Below are 25,125 nucleotides of genomic sequence, written 5' to 3' on the forward strand. Positions count from 1 at the left end.
AGTAAAGCACTGATGAAAAGTTCTGCTGGCCCGGGCAAAATGGACTGAGATAAGTTCTCAATTAACAAAACCATTTTGCATTATGAAAAATTTATTATTAACTGGTTTAATTATTTTTTTAGGTTCATGTTCAAATGACGATTTTGACAATTCTGATTTAAGCTTGGTTTCCAGCCAAGCAATCAGCAAAGAGAAAACTACAGATTTTACAAATGGGTCTGACTTAGAGGAAAGCTTTAAGGAAGTTGCGGCGGGAGATTACGTTCTTCTAGTTCCTGCCCATTTAAAAGAAAAGATCATTTCAGTATTAAAAGCCCAACCTGGGCGAAATGAACTAAAGACTTTTGAGAAAAGCAGTTCTGCTATAGATACAATTTCATCCACGGAGGATCCTGTCTCAACATTATACATAATTGTTGATGAAAGTACACTGAGATCATCATTGAAACTTGATGTGAAGGGGTATATAGTTAATCTCGGAAATCTCCGCGGCCAGCAGTACCACATCGTGGATGATTTTATAATTCAATACGAGATTTCAAAAAGACAGGATTCGACACTTCTAACAAATGAAAAGGAATCCATTTTATCTATTTCATCAATTTCGGAAGCAGTTTTATTTAGTGAGAAGGACAGAAAGGATAGGGACTGGGAAACCTCTACAACCAGTAAGCGTAACGGCTATTGAAGTTTTAATAGTGCTGGTTCAATTAAACTATGAACAAATTAAATATAAGTGATTTAATAATTTTCTAATCTGTCTGAATATGAAAAAGCGAGCTTTGTTTTATATTTTATTATTCTTTTTCAATCTCTTGAGCCTTTATTTTATAATGAAGCTTTTTGTGGCCGATCAGCTTGTCCGTTACGTTTTAAACGAAGACAATATTACTGAGAGCCCGAGATTAACAGCGTATGTTTTATACGTGTGCTGTCTGTCTAATTTGTATTTCCAGTTTCTAATATGGATGGAATATTTCTTTAAAGATAAAATCTAAAAGCAGATCTGCACAAAAGACAAAAAATGATTAGAGAAATCTTAAATACAGAAATTAAAAGCATTGAAAATGACGGTATCGATGTACTGCTGCTTTCAGAGTACAAAGTAAAAAATGTACTGGAAGTTCCGTTTTCCATTTCGAATTTTTCAGTGCTTTTAATCAAAAACGGTAAAATGAATATTAGATTTCATGACGAAACCAATATATTGAAACGCAGAGATTTATTTTTAATTCCCTATAATTCAGTCTGCACCAAACTTGAGGTAACTCCTAACATCCAGCTTTATCTTATAAGAACAAATTTTGATTTTGCACATAACAACTGTTATGAGAAAGAGCTTTTGGATGCTTTTAGTTTTTTAATGCTGAAATCTGATCAAAAGATCAGCCTGCAGGAGAATGATTTTAAAGTCTTGTCGGTAATTTATAAATTGATGAGTGCGCTGCAGTACGGAAATGAAAGACCAGATATTATTATTAAGCTGCGCCGAATATGCTTTAATCTGTTTATATATGAACTTAAGTTTATACATTCCAAATATAAACCAGAGCTCGATCTTGACTTTTCAAGAAGAGAAAGTATTGTAATCCAATTCCTGACTTTACTTTCAATACACTTCAGAACACAGCATCACGTACAGTTTTATGCGGGTGCTTTATTCATTACTCCGGGGCATCTGAATAAGATGGTTAAAGAGAGCACAGGAAAAACTGCGAAATCCTTTATAATTGAAGCTCTTGTAAATGTTTCGAAAAATCTTCTTACTGATTCCAGCTATACTGTGGCCAATATTGCCGATGAACTACAATTCAGCAGTCCTGAAAACTTTGGCGTATTTTTTAAAAGACATACCGGCATGCTCCCAACAGAATTTCGTTCCAATAAAAAGTAAGCTGCCAAAACCGCTTCTTATTCTGCCAGAGATTGTTTAATTAAAACGATAAGACGATGAATAAAATGTATCCTTTGGAATGGTTTGATTCGTTGATTATAAATTCACTTGATATTGATAATTCTACTGTAAAAGTATCGGAATATGAATTGGAGAATTTGAGTAAAACGATAGTATCTGAATCAAAAAAGATTAAAATTCATATTAAAAATTCTTTTTTCGAGCTGAAAAGTAAGAGGCAGATTAGACTTCTTATAAGAAAATATCATTCTTCATTAGTTTTTTTACTAGATAAGGTAGTAGAAATAAGAATGATCGAAAAATTCAATTCTCCTGAATTTTTTAGAATATTTGACCTGATTGTTAGTTCCCTGGACGATTTGCTGTCATTTGTAGAAACAAGATATTCGTCCTTTATGAGTCTTGACCAAAGGGTGTCTTGCAGCTATTTTTCAATTTGGAAAAAAGATACGCTTGAGGTTTTAAAAAATGTGATTAAAAAAAAAGAAAATACTGAGGAGAACGATCCAGAATTGGAATTTGTTGTTAATCTTCTTGCTGCGCCACTTCAATACAGCAGAAAAAGTAAGTATACCTATCGCCAGATTTTGTATTATAGAGAGATAATCATTGAACTTGAAAAATTAAATTATCCAGTTACGGAATCTGAAGGTTTTTCAAATCTTGATCTTATGCTTATAAGAATGAATTTTAATTCCAGAGAGTATACCGAGAGACTGGTTACTAGAGTAGGCAGGTATTTAGAAGGTTTCGAGAATTTATCTGAAAGACTTGAAAGGCTACTATACTTCTGCAAGAAACTGTCTAAAATAAACGCAGATATTAAATTAACCTTTAATCCATCACAGCAGAATCTGATTTTATTTTTGGAATACTGGTTTTCCAGCGAATTAAGATATGTTGAAAAGAAGACTGCAATCGAAATGCAGCAGCAGACGGACAATTATGCCGGAAGTGAATTTGTGGAGAAAGCTGACTCAAAGCTGGAATGTATGCTTTCGGGAGATCAGATTGGACTTATTTTAAGGGCGACAGATGAAGCTAGAATTATTAAGGCCAAGTCTATGAACTACATATTTAAAAGCATTGTACCTTATCTCTCTACTCCAGTAAAGAGAAATCTTTCTTACCAGTCAGTCAGAAGCAACTCATATAATGCGGAAGAGCGCGATAAGGAAATTGCTATTGAAAGTCTTGAGAAAATAATCCGCAAGATAAAAACATATTAGAATTTATTGCCCAGTATAATTTGATAACCCTTTAAATTCAAGCATTTTGAAAGGATACAAAAAGGGTACAGAAAAGTTGTACTTGTAGAAAATTTATCCTTGTCGTTCCTTTGGCCTGTAGAATAAATCCCGCCAGCTTTAACTGACGGTGGTTTTCATAGAGAAGGATAAAATGTTGAACGATAAAATGAGGAGCTATGTTTACAAATATTTCATGGGGCAGTTATCTGACCGCGGCCGGTATCGCTGTAATTTTCTGGTATCTGATAATCTTACTGAAATTTCACAGTCGTGATTTAAAAAAAATCTTATCAGGTGAAAAGAATCTGCAGATGCCATTTCTAAAAAAAACTTCTAAAAATTCACAGGAAATAAAATCAATATCAGATTTATTTCCCAAATCTTTTGATACGCTGCAAGATGCAGAAAAACTTTCCCAGCGGATTAAAGATGCTGCTAAAGAATGTTCTGAAAAGAATTTATCAAAACAGCAGTTTGAAAACTACCTAAGAATGCTTCTGGATGAATATCCATATGTCAAAATTTCTTCCCTCAGAGAAAACATTAACCAGATTATTGTTTCTGAGTCCCAACTATATCCCAATCTTCTTTTAAGTCTGAGCGAAGCTGACAGTCTCTGGGACGGACCGGTATTTTAAAAAATTCAGAAGAGGAATATTCCCCGTTCTCTCTGGTGCGGTATGGCTTTGTGTGACAGGAAAAATAGAGCTGCAACGGCGTTATTCCTCTTCTTTTTACTAAAGAATAACTTTAAAAATGATATGTGATGAAAAAATGCAGGTGGAAATTAAAAAGTCTTTTTAGAAGATTTAGAGCTATGGGATCGTCGCTCCTGATGATTCTGGTTAGTAATGTTATTTACAGCCAGGATGGTGTGGCGGGAATAAATGAAGCCAACCAGAAAGTGAGAAGTTACTTTGATGCCGGCACTGAACTGATGTATGCGGTAGGAGCGATCCTCGGGCTGATAGGGGCAGTAAAAGTATACCAGAAGTGGAATGCCGGAGATCCTGATACAGGAAAAGTCGCAGCTGCCTGGTTTGGAAGCTGTGTGTTTCTAGTGGTAGTCGCTACGGTCATTAAATCCTTTTTCGGGGTTTGAACGATAGAGAAGATGAGTAACAGCGTTTATTCGATCAATAAAGGAATCAATCAGAGTATAGAATTTAAGGGGCTTAAAGCGCAGTATATCTGGTATTTGGGCGGAGGTGTTGTAGGTCTTATGATTCTGTTTGCTGTCCTGTACATAATTGGAGTTCCTTCCCTGATATGCATTGGTTTTATTGGAACGGCAGGAGGTTTTCTTATTTTTAAAATATACAGAATGAGCAATACTTACGGCGAATACGGCATGATGAAGGCTCTGGCTAAAAAACAGGTACCCAAGTGGATTAAAGTTTACAGCAGAGCGGTTTTTATAAAGATATAGCTATAGGGCGTTAATGATAAAAGTGGATAAAGGATGGAGAAGAGGATGGAAGATCTGCTGCCGGTTATGGCAGTAGAACATAACTGCATATTATCAAAACAAGGAGATGTAACTATCGTTTTTAAGGTGGAACTGCCTGAGATCTTTACAATGTCGGATCAGGAATACGAAGCGTTCCACCAATCGTGGATAAAGGCCATAAAGGTACTGCCAAAGTTCTGTGTTTTTCATAAGCAGGACTGGTTCTTAGAAAGTGCTTATAAAGCTGATTTTTTAAGTGAAGACAGCAGTTTTCTGACCAGAAGCAGCGAGCGTTTCTTCAACGAAAGGCCTTTTCTGGATCACAGTTGCTATATCATGCTGACCAAGAAGCCGGCAGGGAGAAGAAATTCAACCTCATTGTTTTCTAATCTGCTGCGAAGTTCCATAGTGCCGGAGGAAACTTTAAAGCCGCAGCTGCTGCAGGATTTTGCAGATGCCTGCGGCCAGTTTAAAAGGATTATGGAAGACAGCGGATTTATAAAGCTGATGCGTCTGAAAAATGAATCGCTTAGAAGCGAGAGCGGAAGAATCGGGCTGGTGGAAAAGTATTGTTTTTTATCAGAGCGTGAAGATTCATTTGTTTTTAAGGATATCAGGTTTGATGAAGGATTAGCAGTAGGAGATAAACACTGCCAGCTCTTTACACTTGGTGATGCGGCTGATCTGCCTGGATTATGCGGCTCTAGAATCAATTTTGACCGCTATTCGACCGATAAGACCAAATTCAGCATTGGTTTTGCTTCAACCCTTGGGCAGCTTTTATCCTGCAGTCATATTTACAATCAGTATATCTTCATTGAGGATGCACAGAAAACCATCCAAAAGCTGGAAAGCAAGCGACTCAGACTGCAGTCACTCTCTGCCTACAGTCGGGAGAATATGATTGCCAGGGATGCGACGAATGATTTCCTGAACGAAGCAGTATCACAGCAGAGGCTTCCGGTTAAAACGCATTTTAATGTCCTGGCCTGGAGCACGGATAAGGAAGAACTGAAAGAAATTAAGAATAAAGTGTCATCAGCTCTTGCCCAGATGGATGCGGCGGCCAAACAGGAAACTGTGGGAGCTCCGCAGATCTACTGGGCAGGAATTCCGGGAAATGCAGCCGACTTTCCCATGAATGACACCTTTGATACCTTCACTGAACAGGCGGTCTGCTTTCTGAATATGGAAACGGGATATAAATCTTCGCTGAGTCCCTGCGGCATTAGGCTCGGAGACAGACTGACAGGAAAACCGGTTCATGTGGATATCAGCGATGAGCCTATTAAGATGGGGATCTGTACCAACAGAAACAAATTTATATTGGGCCCTTCAGGCAGCGGCAAGTCCTTTTTTACCAATCATATGGTGAGAAGCTATTACGAGCAGGGAACGCATATTGTGCTGGTGGATGTTGGGCACAGCTATAAAGGGCTCTGCGATATGGTAAACGGGTATTATTTCACTTACGATGAAAAGAATCCTATCCGTTTTAACCCATTTTATATTTCAGAAGGAGACAGTTTGGATACGGAGAAAAAAGAGAGCATTAAAACGCTTCTGCTGGCACTCTGGAAAAAAGACGACGAAACCTTTAATAGGAGCGAGTACGTAGCACTCTCCAATGCCCTGCAGCTGTATTACGAGAAATTGGATAGTAATGCAGAGATATTTCCCTGTTTCAACAGCTTTTATGATTTCCTGAAAGAGGATTTTATTTCCATTTTGGAAGGCGATAAAGTAAAGGAGAAGGACTTTGACGTGAATAACTTTCTATATGTGCTCAGGCCTTATTACAAAGGAGGCGAGTTTGATTATCTGTTGAACGCGACAGAAAATCTGGATCTTCTAAAAGAAAGGTTTATTGTCTTCGAGCTTGACAACATCAAAGACCACCCGATACTTTTTTCTGTCGTGACCATCATAATAATGGAAGTTTTTATAAATAAGATGCGTAAGCTTAAAGGGATCAGAAAAATGATACTCATTGAGGAAGCATGGAAAGCATTAATGAAGGAGGGTTTTGCAGATTATATAAAATATCTTTTTAAGACTGTGCGTAAATTCTTCGGGGAAGCAATAGTGGTAACTCAGGAGGTGGAAGATATTATTTCTTCACCAGTGGTCAAGCAGGCAATTATCAACAACAGCGACTGCAAGATCCTTCTTGACCAGAGCAAATATCAGAATAAGTTTGACCAGATTCAGGAGCTGCTGGGACTTACAGACAAAGAAAAGGCACTTGTACTTTCTGTAAATAAAGCCAATGATCCAGCCAGGAAATACAAAGAAGTTTTTATCTCTTTGGGAGGGATGCTTTCCAAGGTATATCGCACGGAAGTTTCTCTGGAGGAATATTTGGCCTATACCACGGAGGAAAGCGAGAAAGTGAAAATGAATGCCTATGCACAGAAGTTTGGCGGGGACATAAAGAAAGGAATAGCCGCAATGGCTCAGGATATGAGAAATGGAATTAAATGAAAAGGAAAAATGAAAAAGAAATTAATTGTCTGTTTGGTCTGCCTGCTGCTGGCCGGCACTTCGGCGAGACCTGCTGAAAAAGTAACGGTACTGCCGATACTCGAGATTGTAAAAGCAGTAACCAAGAAAGTCATTAAAGCAATCGATCTTCGAATCCAAAGACTGCAGAATAAGACCATCTGGCTTCAGAATGCACAGAAGCAGGTGGAAAATGTACTATCTAAACTAAAACTGGATGAAATATCGGAATGGACCCAAAAGCAGAAAGATCTTTACAAAGGCTACTACGAAGAGCTGGCAAAAGTAAAGTCAATTATTACCTACTACCAGAGGATAAAAGAAATTACCAGAAAGCAGACACAGCTTGTTCAGGAATATGAAAGAGCCTGGAATCTTTTTAAGCAGGATACCCATTTTAAAGACAGCGAAATCCAGTATATGGAGCGTGTTTATACAGGAATACTCGAGGAAAGTGTGAAGAATATCGACCAGATTTTTTTGATTCTGGATTCTTTTGCCACCCAGATGAGCGATCTCAAACGTCTTGAAATCATCAACAAGGCTGCTGATCAGATTGATGGAAACTACGATGACCTTACTATGTTTAACCAGCAGAACATACTGCTGAGTCTTCAGAGGGCCAAAACAGAAGCAGATGTAAACCGGGTGAAACAATTTTACGGAATTCCATAATTCAATAAAAAACATGAAAAAGATAGGTGTACTACTAATAACGCTCTGTGTTTTTAATCAAGGTATGAGCGGGCAGGCAAAGCAGAGGAAGGAACTGATCCTTCAGATAGCGGCGCTTCAGGTTTATATTGACTATGCAAAGAAAGGCTATTCGGCAGTATCAAAGGGACTTAATTTTATAGGGGATGCGAGAAAAGGAGAAGTCAACCTGCACGGTGATTATTTTACCTCACTTTTAAAAATCAATCCAAAGGTGAGGAATTATTATAAAACTGCCCAGATCATCTCCATGCAGTTTAAAATAATGAAACTCTGCGGCAAGACTTTGGCAGATCTTCAAACTGCAGATTTGTTTCATGGTAATGAACTGGACTACATCGAGAGGTCTTTTGGGAGGCTGCTTCAGAACTGCAGCCGGACTCTCGACCAGCTCCTTGTTATTACTACCGATGCAGAACTGGAACTAAAAGATGACCAGAGGCTTGAACGCATTGATCTCCTTCACAAAACTATGCTGGAGGATTATAATTTCTGTCTTTCTTTCAGCAGGGATGCCAGACTGATGTCGGTATCAAAAACTGCCGACAAAGAGGATTCCAAAGGATTAAGTGAATTGTACGAATTATAAACTTGCGATCATGAAAAAGATATTATTGTTTATGGCGGTTATCTGCCTATTTCTGACTCCGGATAAATTAAAAGCGCAGTCAGCAGAAATTCAGCAGCTGATTTTGAATATTGAAAAGCTTTCCCAGTTCAAGAAAATTCTAAGTGACATGAAAAAGGGGTACGAGCTGCTTTCTGGTGGATACAAAACGGTGAAAGATATGACCGAAGGGAACTTCAGCCTTCATAAAACTTTTCTAGATGCACTTATGCAGGTAAGTCCAGCGGTGAGGAATTACAAAAGGGTAGGAGAGATAGTGGAATATCAGATTTCAATAGTCAAGGAAAGCCGCAACGGAATGAACCGATTTATAAAAAACGGAAATTTCAGCGGACAGGAAATAAATTACTTTGAGAAAGTTTACGGAAACCTGCTTAATCAGAGCCTGCGAAATCTTGATGAACTTACGATGGTCATAACAGCTGATAAGCTCAGAATGTCGGACGACGAAAGACTAAAGGCAGTTGACGATATCTATGAGCAGATGCAGGATAAACTGCTTTTCCTAAGAAACTTTAATGCCTCATCTAATGTGCTGGCTCTTCAGAGATCAAAAGAGAAAAAAGATGTTTATGTCTCAAAGAGTTTTCAGGAATTTAAAGACTAGAGTATGAAATGCCTATTAAACAAAAAAGCAGTTTGTGTAATGCTTATCTTATTACTGCATCCCTGCAGAATAATAGCACAGGGACTAGGTGATAATATGAGTAGTCTTCATGGGGTCTTAGACCGGCTTTATGATGAAATGATGCCGTTGTGTTCTAACCTAATTGCTGTAGGGCAGGGAATAGCAGGTTTTGGAACTATATGGTACATCGCCTCACGCGTGTGGAGGCATATAGCTAGTGCCGAGCCCATTGATTTTTATCCGCTCTTCCGTCCCTTTGTTATAGGATTCTCCATTATGATTTTTCCGTCGGTTCTGGCACTTATTAACGGAGTTATGAAACCAACTGTTACAGCTACTGCTGCTATGGTAACGGGCTCTAACAATGCAGTTGCTGTTCTGCTTAAAGAGAAAGAAAAAGCAATTAAAGAAACCGATCCATGGAAGATGTATGTAGGGGCAGCCGGGACGGGTGATCGCGACAGATGGTATAAATATACGAATGACGGTGCTGATCCATCCGATGAGAGCATGCTCGCAGGCATTGGCAATGATGTCAAATTTGCCATGGAAAAAGCTTCTTACAGTTTTCGAAATTCGGTTAAGGAATGGCTGAGCGAGGTGCTGAGGGTTTTGTTTGAAGCCGCCGCCTTATGCATTGACACCCTTCGGACATTTCAACTGGTGGTGCTTTCCATTTTAGGGCCGCTGGTATTTGGAATAGCTGTATTTGACGGTTTCCAGCACACGCTCACAGTATGGCTTGCCCGATATATCAATATTTACCTGTGGCTTCCCGTGGCCAATATATTCGGAAGCATAATCGGAAAGATTCAGGAGCTGATGCTTAAGCTGGACCTCTCGCAGGTGCAGGCAACAGGTGACACTTTTTTCAGCAGGACCGATATGGCCTATTTAATCTTTATGATTATTGGAATCATAGGCTATTTTACGGTGCCTTCTGTTGCCAATTATATTGTTCACGCTGGCGGAGGGGGAGGCCTGGGCCATAAAGTGACAAGCATGTTTGGCAGTTCAGCCAATACTGTTGTAAGAACTTCCTCAAATGCGGTTGGAATGGCTGCTGATGCGATGGGAGATGCAGATCGGAGAATGACCGGCAGCATGGCTGCGACAGCAGGAAGCAGTCCTTATTTTACTGATAAAGGAAACTATATGAATGACAGGCTTAAAGGAAATTCTAAACAGACTTAATAACAGGAGCATATGTTTACCAAAATGAAAAACATTGATACGGCGTTTAGATATGTTCGAGGTTTCACGATGCTTGTAATTGCAGGCTGCATCATAATAAGCTGCTATGCTGTCTATAAAAGTTTCCAGACAGTTAGCCTTATGCAGGATAAAGTATATATTCTGGCAAACGGCAAAGCGCTGGAAGCTTACGCTTCGGAAAGAAAAGATAATATTGCTGTTGAAGCAAGGGACCATGTAAAAACCTTTCACAAGTTTTTCTTTACCCTTGATCCTGATGATAAGGTCATTAAAACCAATATCACAAAAGCGCTATATCTGGCAGACGACAGTGCAAAACGGATTTATGATGACCTGAAGGAAAACAATTTTTATTCGGGTATTATATCAGGAAATATCAGCCAGACCATCCAGATTGACAGTGTGAGTATTGATATCGGTGAATATCCCTACCGTTTTAGATGTTATGCCAGACAGAACATTATCCGTACTACCAGTATTTTGAAAAGAAGCCTGTTTACAGAAGGTGCGCTTCGCAATGTCTCAAGAAGTGATAATAATCCGCATGGTTTTCTTATCGAGCGGTTTAATACGATTGAAAACAAAGATCTTTCCGCAGAAACCAGAAAATAGAGATTTATGAAATCCTTTTTTACAAGACAGACTGAGCCTTTTGTGTATCACAAGTATTATCTGCTATTGCAGAAAAGATGGGCAGAAAAAATGAAGAGAGTCACAGACGGGCTCTCTAAAACAAAACTGATCTGGGGTCTTCTGTTCTTTACTGTTTTGACATCGGGTTACTTAATTTATAACCTGTATAGGACATTTTATAAAGAAGCTGAGGTTGCAGCAGCTTCAAAAATTAAGACGATCAATTAAAAAAACTAAAATTATGCAAGAGAAAATAGTATCTCCAATGGAATCTAAAAAGAGAAAGATGCTTTTAATGCTGCCCCTTATAACATTTCCATTTCTCACATTCTTATTTTATTCATTAGGCGGCGGAAGAATGAAATCCAAGATGCCAGGGAGCGATGAAAAGAAGGGATTCAATTTTAATCTGCCACTGCCTAAATTTAAAGAAGATTCAGCACTGGATAAGATGAGCTATTACGATCAGGCGGCAGTTGATTCGATAAAATTTCTAGAGCAGATAAAAAAAGATCCGAACTATATTGATAGTAAAGTCTCGGAAGATAAAGCAGATTCTTTTTCCGCAAATGATTTTGAATCCCGCATGCTTCCAAAAAACAGATCGGCTTTTAATTCTCAGTCTTTTCAGGACCGCAATGAACAGAAAGTTTATGAGAAGCTCAGAGCACTTGAAAAAGTAATCAGCCAGCCTGCAGTCCCAAGTTACGGTCAGGACATGAGGGAATTTGAAAATTACGGCACTTCTGGAGGTGAATCGGAAGAGATTAAAAAACTCGAAGGGCTAATGTCAGCCATGAGCACTCCGCAGGAACCTGATCCCGAACTTCAGCAGTTAGGCGGTATGCTGGAAAATATTTTGGATATACAGCATCCGCAGCGTGTGCAGGAAAGGCTTAAACAAACATCTGAGAGCAAAAAAGGCAAAATATATTCAGTACATAAAAAAGAAGTAGAGAATAACATAAGCTCACTTCAGCGGAATGTAGATTTGCAGACCTCTTTGAAAACTAATAAATTTTATTCTCTGGACGAAGCACAGCCTGCTGAAGAAATACAAAATTCTATTGAAGCAGTTGTGCATCAGACGCAGACTATTGTTAATGGCTCGGTGGTTAAATTAAGACTTACGAATGATATTTTTCTCCAAGGAACAATGATACCCAGAAATACTTTTTTGTATGGTATGGCGGCTATAAAAGGAGAGAGGCTGGAGGTAAAAATCAAAAACATCCAGTACAATAATTCGATATTTCCCGTCGAGCTGACAGTCTATGATATGGACGGGATTGACGGCATCTATATTCCCGGAGCGATTAACAGGGATGTGGCTAAGGCATCAGCTGACAGATCCATTCAGACACTCGGTCTTACTGGGATTCCGGATTCTTGGGGTGCACAGGCCGCAGGTATGGGTATCGAGGCTGCTAAAAGTCTGATGAGCAAAAAGGTAAAACTCATAAAAGTGGTTGTAAAGGCAGGGTATCAGGTGCTGCTATATGATGAAAAACAAAAGAATTTAAAACCTTAAAAGAGAGAAAATATGAAAAGAGCGAATTATTTGTTTTTAATCAGCTTTCTGCTGGTTTGTGTTTCAGTTAATCCACAGTCAAACGCAAGGGGAACTGTCTTTTACGAAGACCAGTATAAAAATCTACAAGTAGGTTTTTCTAAAACCACAAGCATCGTTTTCCCTTATCCAATCAAGAGCATTGACAAAGGGAGCGCAGATGTGCTGGTTCAGAAAGCAAAAGGTGTAGAAAATATAGTGCTTGTAAAAGCGGCAAAGCAGTTTTTTATCCAGACCAATCTGACAGCCGTCACTTCTGACGGTCGATTGTATGTGTTTGTGCTAAACTATAATGATGAGTGTCCGGATCTAAATATTAATGCTGAAAATACAGCGGCGACAAGCAGGGATGTGCTGTTTTCTTTAGAAAACGAAAATCAGAAAAGGATCGAACAGTGTGCTTCGGCTGCATATTCCAAAAAGAAAAAAATCAGTGGTCTAAAAAAATCAAAGTATCAAATCAGACTGGAGGTGAACGGCATCTTTATCCAGCAGGATGTTTTGTATCTGCGTGTTGTTTTTGAAAACAAATCAAAGATTAACTACGATATTGATCAGTTTCGTTTTTTTATCAAGGATAAGAGAAAATCAAAACGGACTGCCTCACAGGAAATTGAAGTAGAGCCTCTGTATGCTACTTCATCATCTTCTGTAATTCCTTATAAATCTGAAATAATAAAAGTCTATGCCCTGCAGAAATTTACCATCCCTGAGAATAAGTATCTGACGATTCAGATGATTGAAAAAAAAGGCGGAAGACATTTGGAAGTAGATATAAGTAATAGTCTGACTGATAAGGTATTTCCGATTACAGAATTCAATATTGACACTTTTTAAGGTTTAAAATAAATTATGATAATCAATTTAGCTGATACTGAAATAATACTGTCGTTTGCTGAGGAAATGGCTTATAACGGCCATCGATTTGCTGCCTTTAATACAGATGAGGTGACTGATACTAACACAATTGAGTTTTTTGAAATCCATTGGATGCGAAGAAGTACTGTCTGGTTATGACCAATGATGCGAATTATTTTCAGAGCCCGCCGGTTGAATCAGTTATTGACGACTTACGAGCAGTTTTAGAGAGCGGAATTAAAACGTTCGATAATGAAGCTTTTGAACTTACTGGATTTGCCAAGCTGTTTAGGGAGAGCAAAGAAATATTAGATAACAATTTAAATACAAATATTATGAATCAGAAAAATTTTGAATTCCTGAAAGACCAGCTGAAATACAATGGCTTTGGAGAGACGTTTGATGCTGAACTGAGAGAGAAAATGATGAAAGGTGATCAGGATTTTAAAATCATGCACAACGGTATTATGAACAATGGTGTTCCAAATAAGGATACCTTAACTGTAGAATTAAATTTCAAAAAGTCTGAACAGACCGATATGTACTTTTTTAATTCATATCACGTCAATCTGCAGAAAGAAGAGAACAAACCTGGCCTGGAACACACCTTTTACATCAACAAAGACAGCGCCAGTATTACAATGAAAGAGGCTTATAATTTGATGGAAGGCAGATCTGTCAATAAAGATCTTAAAAATAAAGAAGGGGAGAGTTACAATTGCTGGTTAAAAATGAACTTCAAAGAATCAGACTCTCAGGGAAATTTTAAACTCAATCAATACCATCAGAACTACGGGTATGATCTGGAAGCAAGTCTGGCAAAACATTCAATCAAGGAACTGAATACTCCGAAGTATAAAGAAGACCTTTTGAATTCGCTAAAGAAAGGAAACCTTCAGTCGGCGACTTTTGTTGTCGGCGGTACTGAAAGTAAAATGTATGTGGAGGCAAATCCTCAGTTTAAGACTGTTAATGTTTATGATGGAAATATGGAAAGAATAAATCATAGAGAAAGCAAAGATCAGAAGCAAGGGGAAAGTGAAGGCAAATCAATGAAAAAGGATGCAGGTCATAAAGAGGAGCCACAATCGGAGGAAGGTGAAAAAAAAAGATCTCCAAAAAAAAGCAAGGCTAAAACTTTATAGTTAAATGGAAACGCTAAAACCTTTATCAGATTTCTTTTTAGCTATAGAAAAAGATTTCCGTATAAGTACGACACATATTGCGCTGTATGCCGCCTTGCTTCAATATAGGGTTGATAAGGGTTTTACTAATCCAATACAAGTCTATAGACATGAAATAACCCCTTTGGCTAAAATTTCTTCGGCTTTTACCTATTATAGATGTATAAATGAACTAAGTACTTATGGATATCTTAAGTACGAACCTTCGTTTAAAAAAACGCAGGGAAGTAAGATTTACTTTTACGACTGAACTTAGATTAATCACCATAAAAGCCCTTGATGGGCTTTTATTATTTTTATTAAATGATGATGGAAAATGAAGAAGAAGAAATGAGGGGAAAAATAACTCCAGAGAAAGCTTTGAAAATGTTAAACTCTGAGGGTATGAATGTTACAATTGAAGAAGCAACCGAAATTTTACTATTTTTACGAAAATTGGCCCATGCGGTCGTATCAAAATTTTTAGAATCATGAGTATTATTGCAGATTTATACATCCGTGTAAGTACAGATGAACAGGCTGAAAAAGGCTATTCACAAAGAAATCAGGAAGAAGTGCTACGTAAGTACTGTTCCATAAATTATATCGAGGTGAGAAATGTTATCTATGAAGACCATTCAGCCAAAACCTTCAATAGACCTCAGTGGAATAAACTGCTTCTTAACTTTAAAAAAGAGAAAAATAAGTGTGATTTTGTTTTATTTACAAAATGGGACAGGTTCAGCAGAAATGCTGGAGATGCATACCAAATGATAAGTGTTCTGCGAAAACTTGGAGTGGAGCCACAGGCAATTGAACAACCACTTGATTTATCCGTTCCAGAGAACAAAATGATGCTTGCTTTTTACCTTGCTGCTCCTGAAGTAGAAAATGACAGAAGAGCTTTAAATACTTTTCATGGAATGAGAAGAGCTAAAAAAGAAGGTAGATATATGGGAACAGCACCATTTGGTTATGCTAATAAATCAAAAGAAGACGGAACGAAGTATATAGCTCTTGTAGAACCAGCAGCGTCAGTAATGAGGTGGATATTTGAGGAGATTGCAAGAGGAGTATTTAATACTGAGCAGGTTTATCATCTTGCATGCAAAAGAGGTTTTAAAAGGACAAAAAGCAATATGTGGGGATTAATTAGGAACCCAATTTACTATGGTAAAATTTTTGTTCCCAAATATAAAGATGAAGAAAGCATGTTAGTTACAGGACAGCACGAGCCTTTAATCTCGGAAGGTCTTTTTTATAATGTTCAGGATATTTTAGACGGTAAATCTCGTATTTACAGGCCTAAAATTAAAACAGTTGTAGAATTTCCTCTGAGAGGGTTCTTTAATTGTCCAAAGTGCCAAAAGAAGCTTCAGGGTAGCAAGTGTAAAGGCAGACATAAACACTACTATTATTACCATTGTGAAACAAAGTGTAAGTTTAGAATCAATTCTGAGGTAGCCAATGAATTATTTGTTGAAAATTTAAAAAAATATCAACCCATACCAGAGATCAAAAAATTATACAGTTCAGTTTTATATGAAACTCACCGAGAAATGGCAAACAATGCTGGTGAGCAGAAAAGAAGACTCTTGGAACAGATTAAAGATTATGAGCATAGGTTAAGCAATGCAAGAGATCTTCTATTAACATCAAAAATAGATTCCGATGATTATAAATTAATGAAAGAAGACTACGCTGTACGAATTACAAACCTTGAGAGAGAATTATCATCGATAGCAAAAGACAAACATAGCATTGAAGGCCTGTTAGTTAAAGGTATTGATAATTTAATTAAAATAAATCAAGCTTACTTAGATATGGCTTTATCAGAAGCACGAAGCCTGATTGGTTTGGTTTATCCCGAAAATTTCACTATAAAAGAAAATAAAGTACAAACCGCTAGAGTTAACAAAATAGTAGAGAGTATTTATTTGATTAACAAAGAGTTAGAGAGTAAAAAAAACGGGGCAAAAGATGATTTTTATCTTTTGTCCCGTAGAGTGACCTCGACTGGATTCAAACCAGTAACCTTCTGAGCCGTAATCAGATGCGCTATTCAGTTGCGCCACGAGGCCTTTTTGTTATCAATTAGCTAATTTTTTGTAGCTTTGTTGATTGCTTATTGCGGGTGCAAAGATAGGCATAAATGTGAGATAAACAAGCAAAAAATAACAGAAAAATAAAAAAAAATGAAGATTGAAAATTATGTGCGTGATATTCAGGGGTTTCCTAAAGAAGGAATTTTATTCAAAGACATCACTCCGTTACTAATTAACCCCGAAGCACGAACAAATTGCCTGCGAATCTTGGTTGATTCTTTAAACGGACAAAAAATTGATAAGGTTGTAGGAGCAGAATCTCGTGGTTTTTTCTTCGGAATGTTGCTGGCTCAAGAATTAAATGCTGGATTTGTCCCTGTTAGAAAACCTAAAAAACTTCCTTATGAAACAATTTCTGCTTCTTACGAGTTAGAATATGGTTCTGATAGTTTAGAAATGCATACAGATGCTATTCAAAAAGGCGACCGTGTATTAATTCACGATGATGTTTTAGCTACAGGCGGAACTGCAAAGGCGGTTTGTGAATTGGTCGAAAAACTGGGAGGCGAAATTGTGCAATGCAATTTTCTAATGGAACTGACTTTTCTTAACGGAAGAGAAAAAATTAAAGAATATCCGTTCTTTGCAGCATTAACTTATTAAGCTATACAAAAACAATTTTATGCTTAATAGCATAAAGTACAAGTCCGATTCGGGTTTTTATTTCAAGTTTATCAAAGAGTATTTCTCGGTAACCGTCAATAGTTTTTGGACTCAAACACATCTGTGATGCAATTTCCTTATAGGTCATTTCGGTACAGGCATGTTTGATAAAAACAATCTCTTTTTCTTTTAAATTGATTTTTCTATTGTCGCTATTGACCTTATTAATAAGCATTCCAGAAACTAATTCTGTGAAATAAAAGCCCTTTTCGACTACACATTCTATTGCTTCCCTAAATATTTCGGGCGAAGTATCTTTTAGTAAATAACCTTTGGCGCCATTCGTAATCATTTTTATAATAATTTCTTCGTCGTCATTCACAGATAAAGCAATTACTTTGAGATCGGGTCTATTGTCTTTTAACCATTTCATAGTGCTCAGTCCATCGAGAACGGGCATATTGACATCGAGTAAGATAAGATCAATTTCTGCTGAAGAGTTTTCTTCAAGATAATCAATAAACACTTTTCCGTTTTCAAAACGCTGGATTACATCATAATCGCCAAAGCTTTTAATTAGCAGTTCGAGAGACTGCGAAAAAAGCAGGTGATCGTCTACAATTATGATTTTATTTTTTGGGTTAGTTTTCATGGTCTTGCGTTAAAGGATATTCGATAGTTACACTAGTTCCATTTTTATCAGAATTCATAATTAAGTCAGCACCAATTAGTTTGGCTCTCAATTTCATATTATTCAATCCTAATCCTGAATTTGATTTTTTGAGATCATATCCAATTCCGAAATCCTTCAATTGTAACTTAAAAACGGAATCGGCAGTTTCAATATTCACATCAAATAAATCGCTTCGAGAATGTTTTAAACTATTATGAAGCGCTTCTTGAAAAATTCTGTAAATGATTAATTCATGTTCTTCATTTATTGCTGGAACTGTTCCAATTTGATTAAAATTGTATTTGATTTTTTTAAGTTTCTTAATTCTTTCTAAATCCTGATGAATGGCTTCTAAAAAATTGTTTTGAAGTAAATTATCTTTGTTTATAATGCGGGAAAGAATTCTCAATTCGTCTAAAGCTTTAGCCAAAACGACTTTCATGTCTTTAAGTTCACTAATCTGAACGTTTTTATTGCTTATCGAAATATTAAGCTGCATAATGGCGACCGAAATAATCTGGCCAATATTATCATGCAGTTCTTTACTAATTTCAGATAAAGTCTGATCCTTTATCTCTATTCTGGTTTTAACAAGTTCAGATTGGAAATACAATTCAGCTTCCATTCTCTCTACCACAAAGTTGTTTTTCTTCTTAAAAAAATAGAAGAAAATAACAACTATAACGATAATCAAGGTAAAGAAAACAATACCAAGGGAAATGACTAATAATTGTATTTCTTTTCGCTCCATATAAATCCGATTATAAAGCAGCTATGTGCTAGAAAATTTAAAATGAATAATACTAAGCTAAATATAGATTCGTCTTGTTTGATTAAAAACCAATTGATAGCCAGCATAAAAGGAGTAAAAGGAACATGAAAAACAAGTATTCCTAAAATGTACCAGAAAAAAACCGACTTTTTAAAATTTAATATCTTTTCTGAATTAAAAATCTCAATCAAATATAAACAGCATAAAATCAATACCAATAAAACACCAATTGCAAAGCTGTATGTAAATGAACGGTTTATGTCTTCTTTAAAATATAATATGTTTAAGAAAAAAGAAACAATAAACAGGATTAGAAAAATAACAGCTAAGGTTCTGTTGTTAATTTTAGTTAATAAGGCTCTTAAAAGTAAGATATAGGCAGAAAAACTGGCGAACATGTAGAAATTGTAAACATAAAAGTTCAGCAAGCCCGTCCATTGGGTAAAATAGTAGCCTACAATTTCGGTTATGATTGAAAACCATATTAAAAGTACTAAAAATTTAGCTTTATTACCAGGAAGTTTTGGCATTGAAAACAAGCCAACTATTCCTGATAATAAAGCCAGATAAATGATATAAGATCTTAAAAATTCAAACATAGTTTTAATATAATAAACTTGGTGGTCTTCCGATGTTTCCGTAATTCATTGGTTCAAGGCTTTGAATGTCAGAAGAGTAGGCTTCTTGTACTAAAGCAAAACTTTGAATTTTTGCTGTATTGTTTTCTATCTTTTTTCCAGTTGGAACCAAAAATAAAGTTGTTAATCCAGCTTTTTCGCCATGCTTTTCATCATCTGGATAAACTCCAAAATAAAAACGGATTCCGTCTACATTATATCCATCGTTTGCTCCGTTTGTTTTGATGTAGTGAATGTAGTTTTCTAATTCTTCCAAAGAATACCAAATAGCATTTGCATCTTCTTTCTGCGTTTTTTTTGCTGTAAGCGAAGCTCTTTTGTTGTTGTAATTCACATTTAATTGTCTAGCAAATTCTTTAGTAATTAACTGACTTGGTTTTGCGGGAGGATTTTTCATGATTTTTATTAATTTATTGGTTATGGATTTAGTTAACAGGATTTTGAAGTTCTGTTGGGGACAAAATTATTTGAAACCTAAAATTGGAACAAGGGGAAATATACCCTTTTTTCGTTAGGTAAATTTATTCAAAAAAATGGGTTAAAGTGCTGTTACGTAACATTTTATAAAAATAGAATTTTACATCGTCAGTTTTCGTGTAAAAAACAGGCACTCAAAAATGTAAACCTTATTAAGTAATTAACTAAATTTTTAAATTATGTCACAACCAACACCCCTAGGTTATCCTCATGCAGGAGCCGGAACAGTAGAAATTCTTTTAGAAAAAGAAGATGGAGCAGATTTCGCAGTTCTTTTTTCGCCAGATCCAAATAATATGTTATTAAGAGATGCTGGATTGCCAATGCAGTTTTACTATTACCCAAAGTACCCAAGACTATCTAAACATCCAGATGGGAGATTTAAGTTTGCCATGCAGGTATTTAAATCAGAAGGAGATTCTTCGACAGTAATTGGTGCAGAAGGATTGGAAGAAGAAGCAGGCGCTTATACGACTTTGACCAGTACAATTGATTTACCTGAAGCTTTATTGAAAAAAGCAATCGATAAATTAAAAGCAAGACTTAATAGTGATTATAAAAACCACAGAAATTCAACACTTTTTGGCTTGTTTTCTTTCTTAATTGGAGTTGATAAAGATTTTAATTCGACCAATGTACGTCCAATTCAATTGACACAAAACAACATTGCGATGCACGTTGTGGGCGAAAAATCACCAAATAATCCTTTTGGTGGCGCCAATCCCTGGACTTTTAACATTCAAGGAGAAGGAGCAGGAACTACTTTTGGATTAGGAGATAATGCGCTTTCTATTTTAATGGGAAGAAATAGCGCTTCATTGGTAAAAAATGCCTTAGAAATCGGAAGCAACAATCTTGTTATAGAAAATAATATCAAGTACAAAGCTTACATGCCGACTACAGTTATTAAAACAACGGTTGACGTTAAAAAAGTACATACTTATTTTTCTGCTAAAACAAGCGTAAGCTGGTCATTTGTTGATTTAAACTGGGAACATGAGTACGAAAAAATCCTTACAGAAGGAGGTATTACAAGTGAAGTAATAACAGATGAGCAATTTTCGACCGAAGAAAAGAAAAAGGTTGAAGATTCTTTACTGCAAAAACAGCGAGAATTTGCTTTTGAAATAGTGAAAAAACAAATATTTGACGCTCCTGAAAAACAATTTACACCAGTTTCATCTCCCGAAAAACCAAATGGTTTCTTCCGTTTATTTATGGGACTTGGCAGTGTGGGAATGAATCTTAAGTCTGGAAGCCAGATTCGTGCAATTAAATTTACAGATGAAATTAAATTCTCTGCCATTCAGGTTTTAGATTCTAAAATCAGCGGTAATCTAACGCCTCTTACTTTAAAATCGGGTGCAGAAGCAAAAGCAGATTTGAAAAATTATATTACAGAAATTCAGTTAGATGAAGATTTTTCTAAAGTTCAAGTTATTGCTTCTTTGAACGGAGGTTTAATTAAATTGGACAAAGACAGCGACATTGTCAATGACAGTCCTGTAAGTCAAGTTTCTATCGAAGTTGGATATCCTGATTCTAAAGGAAAATTAATCTGGAAAAGTTCTGGCAGAATGATCGCCCCAGAAGGAACTCCGTACGTAAAAAATACGAGCAGATCTGGTAAAGAAATCGATGCAATTTTCCCAGCAACTTGGAATGATAAATCAAAAGAAAAGAATGCTTTTGTGTTTGATTTTGTAAAAAACAACGGTTCTTCTAAGATTAAAGTTCGTCAGGAAGTAATGTACGAAAAAGACAAGAGAATCAAGTTGAAAGACACAACAAGAGAGTTTGAATTTGAAGGAACAAAAGTCTTCGTACCGCTTCCAATCCAAAATATGATCAATTACACTTTGTCAACAGAGGAATTGTATGATTGTGATACTATGGAAGTAACGTTTAAAGTTGACAAAATGTCGTCTAAAAAATTCAAGTTTACTGTTGATAATTTCGAAGATGCAATTCCGTATAGAGCGTGGTATGAATTAGATTATACTATTAAACCAACGGAATATAAAGTGAAATACACTTGTAGCGGCAAAATCGGAAAAAAATCTAAAAAAGTTTCTATTTCAACAGATTACATCAAAATTGATTATCAAGAAGGAGATGTTTTGTTTGAAATTCCAACGGGAACTGACGCTCAAAATGCTGATATCGAGAAAATCAGAGCTCCATTTATGGAATAATTTTTTTGAGACATTTTACAAAAGGGACATTACGTCCCTTTTGTTTCATAAGTCACTAATCATTAAACCAAATAGTCATGCCAGATTTAAATACATTTAAACTCGAAGGAACCAAATTGGTGCCCTTAAACCGATTCAATCTCGAACCTTCCAAACCGAGTACAGCTTTTACTGCTGCGACGCTTAAAAAAGAAAATGAATTTAGGGTAATCGAACATCCTATCATTCATTCTATAGACATAAAACCTATTTTGGTTTTTCCAATTATTGAGAGTTATTTTCCTCTTATTGAAGGAGATAATGCCATTACAGAGAACGATTCCTTTAAGGATTATTTTAAAAATGAAATCACTTTATTTTTTCCTCAAATTGAAATAGAACCTAATAACGGAACCGTTTTTTATTATGAAAATGTTCCAGACAAATCAGGAAATAAAGGTGGACTTTTGGGAAAAGTAACTTTGAAATACAGCATCAAAAACAAGACTTTACAGGCCAATCAAAAAAGTATTACTTTAAACCTCAGAGAAGCAGTTTTAAACCTAAAAGTAAATCGTGATTTTATAAAAATAAATGGAATAGTAAACACTGCAACGCAAGAAATTCAATTTGATTTGATTGATGAAGCCGTTAAAATTGCTTTCTTGAATTTAGTTTCAAACCTAAATGACTTAAAATGTAATATTGATCTTTTTTTTGATTTTAAAGGATATTCCAAAATAAAGAGAAACTTTCTATTTGCGAGAGATATTTCAATCCTAAGAAGTCAGGATGTTATCAAAAAAGATTTTACTTCGCCTAAAACCGTTTTACAGCCTAAAGCGACACTTATAAGCAGTCCGTTAATGGTACGATCAGATTTAGGAATAAAAGTCGCTCCTAAAGTCGCTATATCTGAAATACAACGAGAAAACAGTATAAAAGCCGATGTTCAGGAAGAATATGTAAAAAGTACTTTTCTGCTCAAAATCAATAAAACAGTAAGTTATCCAATTGGTGCAGATCTTGCGTCAAGTTTGTACAAAACTATTGGCGGCGGATTTGTAAATATTCCTTTTAATCTAAACGAGGACTTTTCTCAGTTCAAACAAATTTTTGTAACAGGCTTTAATTTTAGTAAACTATCAATTTACAAATCTATGGTTCAGCCGAATACATTTTTGTTGATCTCTAAGATTTATAGTTTATCGAAAGATTTAAATACAATGAAGCCTTGTATTTCGACTATTTTTCATGCTTATGAAGAAGGCGCGGGCACGGCGGAAGAGATCTCAAAAATCAGTTTTCAGTTTGCCATTGGTCCAAACCTTTCCGATTTTGATTTGGCAAAATTGAAAATTGCTTTGCTGCAGAATAATTTTATTGATGGCGATGCAGCTGATTACTTTGATAAAGTGCAATTTCTCTATCCAAATGATATCTCGGCAGATTACGAAGTAAGCGGTAATTATTTTCTGCAGCAATCCGATATTACAACAGATGGAAAGCACTTTTTATTCAATCTTTCAACCGAAAATTTATCTGAAGCAAGCATTATGATCAATGCCTTGAATAATACGATTACGCAATATGCCAATATTAATTTCAAATACAAAGAAATTAAAGATTCCAGCATCATCGAATTAAATATTGAGCAGACTATTGGCGAAATCTTAGAAACCTTAATTGATAATGCTGCAAAGAAAATACAAATTAACAACCAATCGATTTCAAATTGTAAACTCAATTCTATTTTATTGGTTTACAATCAGAACGCAACGTATTTGAATAGTGTGTTCTTTAAAAATTATCCGCAGCTTATTAGTAATGATACCAAACTTTTAGATTTTTCGGCAATTGATCCGAGTGCTTCCAGCGAATTAAAGAATGTTTATTTTGATTTTGAAAACATAGAAAATATTAGTTCCGAGTTTAGTCAAATTGTTTCGCAGTCAACAGCGTATAATAGATACATCCAAGTTCAAATCAAAAGTCAGACAGCTGCAACAAGCAGAATTACAATTGATTTAACGGTTCAGGAAACGGGAAGTAAATTTTCTATAGAACGTTTAAAATCGGAGTTTTCGACACCAATATTGTTCAATTTTATTATTAAAAATACAACGAACAATAATACATTGATTTCATACAAAGTCAATTATTTTGACAAAAATGACAATCTAACGGCCACAAAAAATGAAGTTTTTGATTTCTCAAAAGCATCAATAATTACCATAAATAAAAAATAATGAGAACTATAAAAGCAGGAGTAAAGTCTCCAGAAGTTTATTACTTAAATGAACTTTTAGCCAAATTAAAATATGATGTAGTTGTTTCCGATTATTTCGGAACAGCAACAGATAAAGCAATCAGGGATTTTCAATTGAAAAATAATCTGGTTGTTGACGGCGTTGTCGGGCTCAAAACATGGTCGGCAATTATTGCGAAGAACACGAATAGTTTATCTCCAAATACCAAATTACTTTCAGAACAAAATCTAATCGATTTTTCGAATCAGTTTAATCTTGAATTGGCAGTTGTAAAAGCGGTAAATGAAGTGGAAAGTAACGGAAAAGGGTTTTTAATTGATGGTCGTCCGAAGATTCTGTTTGAAGGACATATTTTTTGGCGTGAACTAGAGAAAAGAGGAATTAATCCGAGATCTTATATGAATTCCAATAATCAAGATATTCTATTTGAAAACTATACTAGAAAATATTATGTTGGAGGGACGGCAGAATACACGCGATTAGAAAAAGCTAGAAATCTAGGTCAGGATAAAAAAATCAAAGATGCGGCCAACAGTTCGGCTTCGTGGGGATTATTTCAAATAATGGGTTTTAATGCCCTTTCAATTGGTTACCAAAGCATCGATGAGTTTGTAGAAAAAATGAATCAAAACGAAGGCGAACATTTAAAAGCTTTCGGATTATTCCTTGAAAAAAATAATCTATTATCACTTTTACGAAATAAAAACTGGGCATCCTTTGCCCTAAAATATAATGGACCAGCTTATAAAACCAATAAATACGATGAGAAGTTGATGAGAGCTTATCAAAAATACTTATGAGAATTAAAAATTTAGAATTACAATTAAAAATTAAAAATTAAAAATTAAAAATTTAGCGCTAAATAAGCCTTTGCGAACCTTTGCGAA

Annotated in this window: 27 protein-coding genes and 1 tRNA gene; 23 read left to right on the forward strand and 5 right to left on the reverse strand. The window is 35.8% G+C overall.

All coding sequences use genetic code 11. The features are described 5' to 3' along the window. The first annotated feature begins 82 nt into the window (after positions 1-82). The 19 genes from QE431_RS10025 to QE431_RS10115 all read left to right on the forward strand — a co-directional run bounded on the left by QE431_RS10025 (position 83) and on the right by QE431_RS10115 (position 16,568). On the forward strand, positions 83-688 hold the full coding sequence (locus QE431_RS10025; RefSeq protein WP_307295407.1) for a hypothetical protein: 606 nt from the start codon (positions 83-85) through the stop codon (positions 686-688). A gap of 336 nt (positions 689-1,024) precedes the next feature. Further along, positions 1,025-1,894, forward strand: a complete 870-nt coding sequence (locus QE431_RS10030) for an AraC family transcriptional regulator (RefSeq protein WP_307295409.1) — start codon at positions 1,025-1,027, stop codon at positions 1,892-1,894. A 56-nt stretch (positions 1,895-1,950) separates the two neighbouring features. Next, positions 1,951-3,144: a hypothetical protein gene (locus QE431_RS10035; protein WP_307295410.1), complete on the forward strand. Its 1,194-nt coding sequence runs from the start codon at positions 1,951-1,953 to the stop codon at positions 3,142-3,144. A gap of 197 nt (positions 3,145-3,341) precedes the next feature. Further along, complete coding sequence (locus QE431_RS10040; protein ID WP_307295411.1) at positions 3,342-3,803, forward strand: hypothetical protein; 462 nt, start codon at positions 3,342-3,344, stop codon at positions 3,801-3,803. A gap of 179 nt (positions 3,804-3,982) precedes the next feature. Next, complete coding sequence (locus QE431_RS10045; protein WP_223704658.1) at positions 3,983-4,267, forward strand: DUF4134 domain-containing protein; 285 nt, start codon at positions 3,983-3,985, stop codon at positions 4,265-4,267. Positions 4,268-4,279: 12 nt separating this feature from the next. After that, positions 4,280-4,594 carry a DUF4133 domain-containing protein gene (locus QE431_RS10050; protein WP_307295413.1) on the forward strand — a complete coding sequence of 105 codons (315 nt, stop codon included), beginning with the start codon at positions 4,280-4,282 and terminating at the stop codon, positions 4,592-4,594. A 33-nt stretch (positions 4,595-4,627) separates the two neighbouring features. Then, on the forward strand, positions 4,628-7,099 hold the full coding sequence (locus QE431_RS10055; protein WP_307295416.1) for a TraG family conjugative transposon ATPase: 2,472 nt from the start codon (positions 4,628-4,630) through the stop codon (positions 7,097-7,099). Positions 7,100-7,108: 9 nt separating this feature from the next. Continuing rightward, on the forward strand, positions 7,109-7,792 hold the full coding sequence (locus tag QE431_RS10060; protein ID WP_307295417.1) for a conjugal transfer protein TraI: 684 nt from the start codon (positions 7,109-7,111) through the stop codon (positions 7,790-7,792). 13 nt (positions 7,793-7,805) lie between these two features. Further along, on the forward strand, positions 7,806-8,420 hold the full coding sequence (locus QE431_RS10065) for a hypothetical protein (protein ID WP_307295419.1): 615 nt from the start codon (positions 7,806-7,808) through the stop codon (positions 8,418-8,420). A 10-nt stretch (positions 8,421-8,430) separates the two neighbouring features. After that, on the forward strand, positions 8,431-9,066 hold the full coding sequence (locus QE431_RS10070) for a TerB family tellurite resistance protein (protein WP_307295421.1): 636 nt from the start codon (positions 8,431-8,433) through the stop codon (positions 9,064-9,066). 3 nt (positions 9,067-9,069) lie between these two features. Next, positions 9,070-10,281 (forward strand): conjugative transposon protein TraJ, encoded by a 1,212-nt coding sequence (gene traJ / locus QE431_RS10075; RefSeq protein ID WP_307295423.1) that lies wholly within the window; start codon positions 9,070-9,072, stop codon positions 10,279-10,281. 24 nt (positions 10,282-10,305) lie between these two features. Continuing rightward, positions 10,306-10,914, forward strand: coding sequence for a conjugative transposon protein TraK (traK, locus tag QE431_RS10080; RefSeq protein WP_307295424.1), 609 nt, complete (start codon positions 10,306-10,308; stop codon positions 10,912-10,914). Between the two features lie 6 nt (positions 10,915-10,920). Beyond that, entirely contained in the window at positions 10,921-11,163 is a 243-nt protein-coding gene (locus QE431_RS10085; RefSeq protein WP_307295425.1) for a hypothetical protein, read from the forward strand. A 13-nt stretch (positions 11,164-11,176) separates the two neighbouring features. Continuing rightward, entirely contained in the window at positions 11,177-12,466 is a 1,290-nt protein-coding gene (gene traM / locus QE431_RS10090; protein WP_307295426.1) for a conjugative transposon protein TraM, read from the forward strand. A gap of 12 nt (positions 12,467-12,478) precedes the next feature. After that, the gene (gene traN, locus QE431_RS10095; RefSeq protein ID WP_307295427.1) at positions 12,479-13,342 is read left to right on the forward strand and encodes a conjugative transposon protein TraN; all 864 of its coding nucleotides are present in this window, start codon (positions 12,479-12,481) and stop codon (positions 13,340-13,342) included. Positions 13,343-13,491: 149 nt separating this feature from the next. Further along, complete coding sequence (locus QE431_RS10100) at positions 13,492-14,508, forward strand: hypothetical protein (protein ID WP_307295430.1); 1,017 nt, start codon at positions 13,492-13,494, stop codon at positions 14,506-14,508. A gap of 4 nt (positions 14,509-14,512) precedes the next feature. Then, positions 14,513-14,797, forward strand: coding sequence for a hypothetical protein (locus tag QE431_RS10105; RefSeq protein ID WP_307295432.1), 285 nt, complete (start codon positions 14,513-14,515; stop codon positions 14,795-14,797). A 59-nt stretch (positions 14,798-14,856) separates the two neighbouring features. Further along, entirely contained in the window at positions 14,857-15,021 is a 165-nt protein-coding gene (locus QE431_RS10110) for a hypothetical protein (RefSeq protein WP_307295433.1), read from the forward strand. After that, the gene (locus QE431_RS10115; RefSeq protein WP_307295436.1) at positions 15,018-16,568 is read left to right on the forward strand and encodes a recombinase family protein; all 1,551 of its coding nucleotides are present in this window, start codon (positions 15,018-15,020) and stop codon (positions 16,566-16,568) included. The genes QE431_RS10110 and QE431_RS10115 overlap by 4 nt, the downstream gene beginning before the upstream one ends. Here QE431_RS10115 and QE431_RS10120 read toward each other — a convergent pair. Further along, positions 16,534-16,607: transfer RNA gene (locus QE431_RS10120), tRNA-Arg, on the reverse strand. The two genes, QE431_RS10115 and QE431_RS10120, sit on opposite strands and share 35 nt — an antisense overlap. A 114-nt stretch (positions 16,608-16,721) precedes the next feature. Here QE431_RS10120 and QE431_RS10125 point away from each other — a divergent pair. Then, positions 16,722-17,234 carry an adenine phosphoribosyltransferase gene (locus tag QE431_RS10125; RefSeq protein WP_134141369.1) on the forward strand — a complete coding sequence of 171 codons (513 nt, stop codon included), beginning with the start codon at positions 16,722-16,724 and terminating at the stop codon, positions 17,232-17,234. A gap of 1 nt (position 17,235) precedes the next feature. Here the strand turns inward: QE431_RS10125 and QE431_RS10130 are convergent, their stop codons facing one another. From QE431_RS10130 to QE431_RS10145, 4 genes are read right to left on the reverse strand one after another with little or no spacing between them, the layout of a single operon-like run. Continuing rightward, positions 17,236-17,886, reverse strand: a complete 651-nt coding sequence (locus tag QE431_RS10130) for a response regulator transcription factor (protein ID WP_057118077.1) — start codon at positions 17,884-17,886, stop codon at positions 17,236-17,238. After that, the gene (locus tag QE431_RS10135) at positions 17,876-18,658 is read right to left on the reverse strand and encodes a sensor histidine kinase (RefSeq protein ID WP_307295442.1); all 783 of its coding nucleotides are present in this window, start codon (positions 18,656-18,658) and stop codon (positions 17,876-17,878) included. The genes QE431_RS10130 and QE431_RS10135 overlap by 11 nt, the downstream gene beginning before the upstream one ends. Then, on the reverse strand, positions 18,631-19,278 hold the full coding sequence (locus tag QE431_RS10140; RefSeq protein WP_281865594.1) for a hypothetical protein: 648 nt from the start codon (positions 19,276-19,278) through the stop codon (positions 18,631-18,633). Before QE431_RS10140 ends, QE431_RS10135 begins: the two co-directional genes overlap by 28 nt. A 4-nt stretch (positions 19,279-19,282) precedes the next feature. Continuing rightward, positions 19,283-19,714: a hypothetical protein gene (locus QE431_RS10145; RefSeq protein WP_307295445.1), complete on the reverse strand. Its 432-nt coding sequence runs from the start codon at positions 19,712-19,714 to the stop codon at positions 19,283-19,285. Between the two features lie 259 nt (positions 19,715-19,973). Here QE431_RS10145 and QE431_RS10150 point away from each other — a divergent pair, with 259 nt between their 5' ends. The 3 genes from QE431_RS10150 (at position 19,974) to QE431_RS10160 (ending at position 25,038) form a co-directional block, all read left to right on the forward strand. Then, positions 19,974-21,989 carry a hypothetical protein gene (locus QE431_RS10150; RefSeq protein ID WP_307295447.1) on the forward strand — a complete coding sequence of 672 codons (2,016 nt, stop codon included), beginning with the start codon at positions 19,974-19,976 and terminating at the stop codon, positions 21,987-21,989. Positions 21,990-22,066: 77 nt separating this feature from the next. Then, positions 22,067-24,217 carry a hypothetical protein gene (locus QE431_RS10155; protein WP_307295449.1) on the forward strand — a complete coding sequence of 717 codons (2,151 nt, stop codon included), beginning with the start codon at positions 22,067-22,069 and terminating at the stop codon, positions 24,215-24,217. Beyond that, positions 24,217-25,038, forward strand: a complete 822-nt coding sequence (locus QE431_RS10160; protein ID WP_307295451.1) for an N-acetylmuramidase family protein — start codon at positions 24,217-24,219, stop codon at positions 25,036-25,038. Before QE431_RS10155 ends, QE431_RS10160 begins: the two co-directional genes overlap by 1 nt. Positions 25,039-25,125: the final 87 nt, after the last annotated feature.

It is taken from the genome of Flavobacterium sp. SORGH_AS_0622 (genome assembly GCF_030818825.1).
GTDB lineage: Bacteria > Bacteroidota > Bacteroidia > Flavobacteriales > Flavobacteriaceae > Flavobacterium.

Bases quoted from the DNA above. Each gene is read 5' to 3' on its own strand.
- QE431_RS10025 (WP_307295407.1), top strand. From the start codon at position 83: ATGAAAAATTTATTATTAACTGGTTTAATTATTTTTTTAGGTTCATGT.
- QE431_RS10030 (WP_307295409.1), top strand. From the start codon at position 1,025: ATGATTAGAGAAATCTTAAATACAGAAATTAAAAGCATTGAAAATGAC.
- QE431_RS10035 (WP_307295410.1), top strand. From the start codon at position 1,951: ATGAATAAAATGTATCCTTTGGAATGGTTTGATTCGTTGATTATAAAT.
- QE431_RS10040 (WP_307295411.1), top strand. From the start codon at position 3,342: ATGTTTACAAATATTTCATGGGGCAGTTATCTGACCGCGGCCGGTATC.
- QE431_RS10045 (WP_223704658.1), top strand. From the start codon at position 3,983: ATGGGATCGTCGCTCCTGATGATTCTGGTTAGTAATGTTATTTACAGC.
- QE431_RS10050 (WP_307295413.1), top strand. From the start codon at position 4,280: ATGAGTAACAGCGTTTATTCGATCAATAAAGGAATCAATCAGAGTATA.
- QE431_RS10055 (WP_307295416.1), top strand. From the start codon at position 4,628: ATGGAGAAGAGGATGGAAGATCTGCTGCCGGTTATGGCAGTAGAACAT.
- QE431_RS10060 (WP_307295417.1), top strand. From the start codon at position 7,109: ATGAAAAAGAAATTAATTGTCTGTTTGGTCTGCCTGCTGCTGGCCGGC.
- QE431_RS10065 (WP_307295419.1), top strand. From the start codon at position 7,806: ATGAAAAAGATAGGTGTACTACTAATAACGCTCTGTGTTTTTAATCAA.
- QE431_RS10070 (WP_307295421.1), top strand. From the start codon at position 8,431: ATGAAAAAGATATTATTGTTTATGGCGGTTATCTGCCTATTTCTGACT.
- traJ (WP_307295423.1), top strand. From the start codon at position 9,070: ATGAAATGCCTATTAAACAAAAAAGCAGTTTGTGTAATGCTTATCTTA.
- traK (WP_307295424.1), top strand. From the start codon at position 10,306: ATGAAAAACATTGATACGGCGTTTAGATATGTTCGAGGTTTCACGATG.
- QE431_RS10085 (WP_307295425.1), top strand. From the start codon at position 10,921: ATGAAATCCTTTTTTACAAGACAGACTGAGCCTTTTGTGTATCACAAG.
- traM (WP_307295426.1), top strand. From the start codon at position 11,177: ATGCAAGAGAAAATAGTATCTCCAATGGAATCTAAAAAGAGAAAGATG.
- traN (WP_307295427.1), top strand. From the start codon at position 12,479: ATGAAAAGAGCGAATTATTTGTTTTTAATCAGCTTTCTGCTGGTTTGT.
- QE431_RS10105 (WP_307295432.1), top strand. From the start codon at position 14,513: ATGGAAACGCTAAAACCTTTATCAGATTTCTTTTTAGCTATAGAAAAA.
- QE431_RS10110 (WP_307295433.1), top strand. From the start codon at position 14,857: ATGGAAAATGAAGAAGAAGAAATGAGGGGAAAAATAACTCCAGAGAAA.
- QE431_RS10115 (WP_307295436.1), top strand. From the start codon at position 15,018: ATGAGTATTATTGCAGATTTATACATCCGTGTAAGTACAGATGAACAG.
- QE431_RS10125 (WP_134141369.1), top strand. From the start codon at position 16,722: ATGAAGATTGAAAATTATGTGCGTGATATTCAGGGGTTTCCTAAAGAA.
- QE431_RS10130 (WP_057118077.1), bottom strand. From the start codon at position 17,886: ATGAAAACTAACCCAAAAAATAAAATCATAATTGTAGACGATCACCTG.
- QE431_RS10135 (WP_307295442.1), bottom strand. From the start codon at position 18,658: ATGGAGCGAAAAGAAATACAATTATTAGTCATTTCCCTTGGTATTGTT.
- QE431_RS10140 (WP_281865594.1), bottom strand. From the start codon at position 19,278: ATGTTTGAATTTTTAAGATCTTATATCATTTATCTGGCTTTATTATCA.
- QE431_RS10145 (WP_307295445.1), bottom strand. From the start codon at position 19,714: ATGAAAAATCCTCCCGCAAAACCAAGTCAGTTAATTACTAAAGAATTT.
- QE431_RS10150 (WP_307295447.1), top strand. From the start codon at position 19,974: ATGTCACAACCAACACCCCTAGGTTATCCTCATGCAGGAGCCGGAACA.
- QE431_RS10155 (WP_307295449.1), top strand. From the start codon at position 22,067: ATGCCAGATTTAAATACATTTAAACTCGAAGGAACCAAATTGGTGCCC.
- QE431_RS10160 (WP_307295451.1), top strand. From the start codon at position 24,217: ATGAGAACTATAAAAGCAGGAGTAAAGTCTCCAGAAGTTTATTACTTA.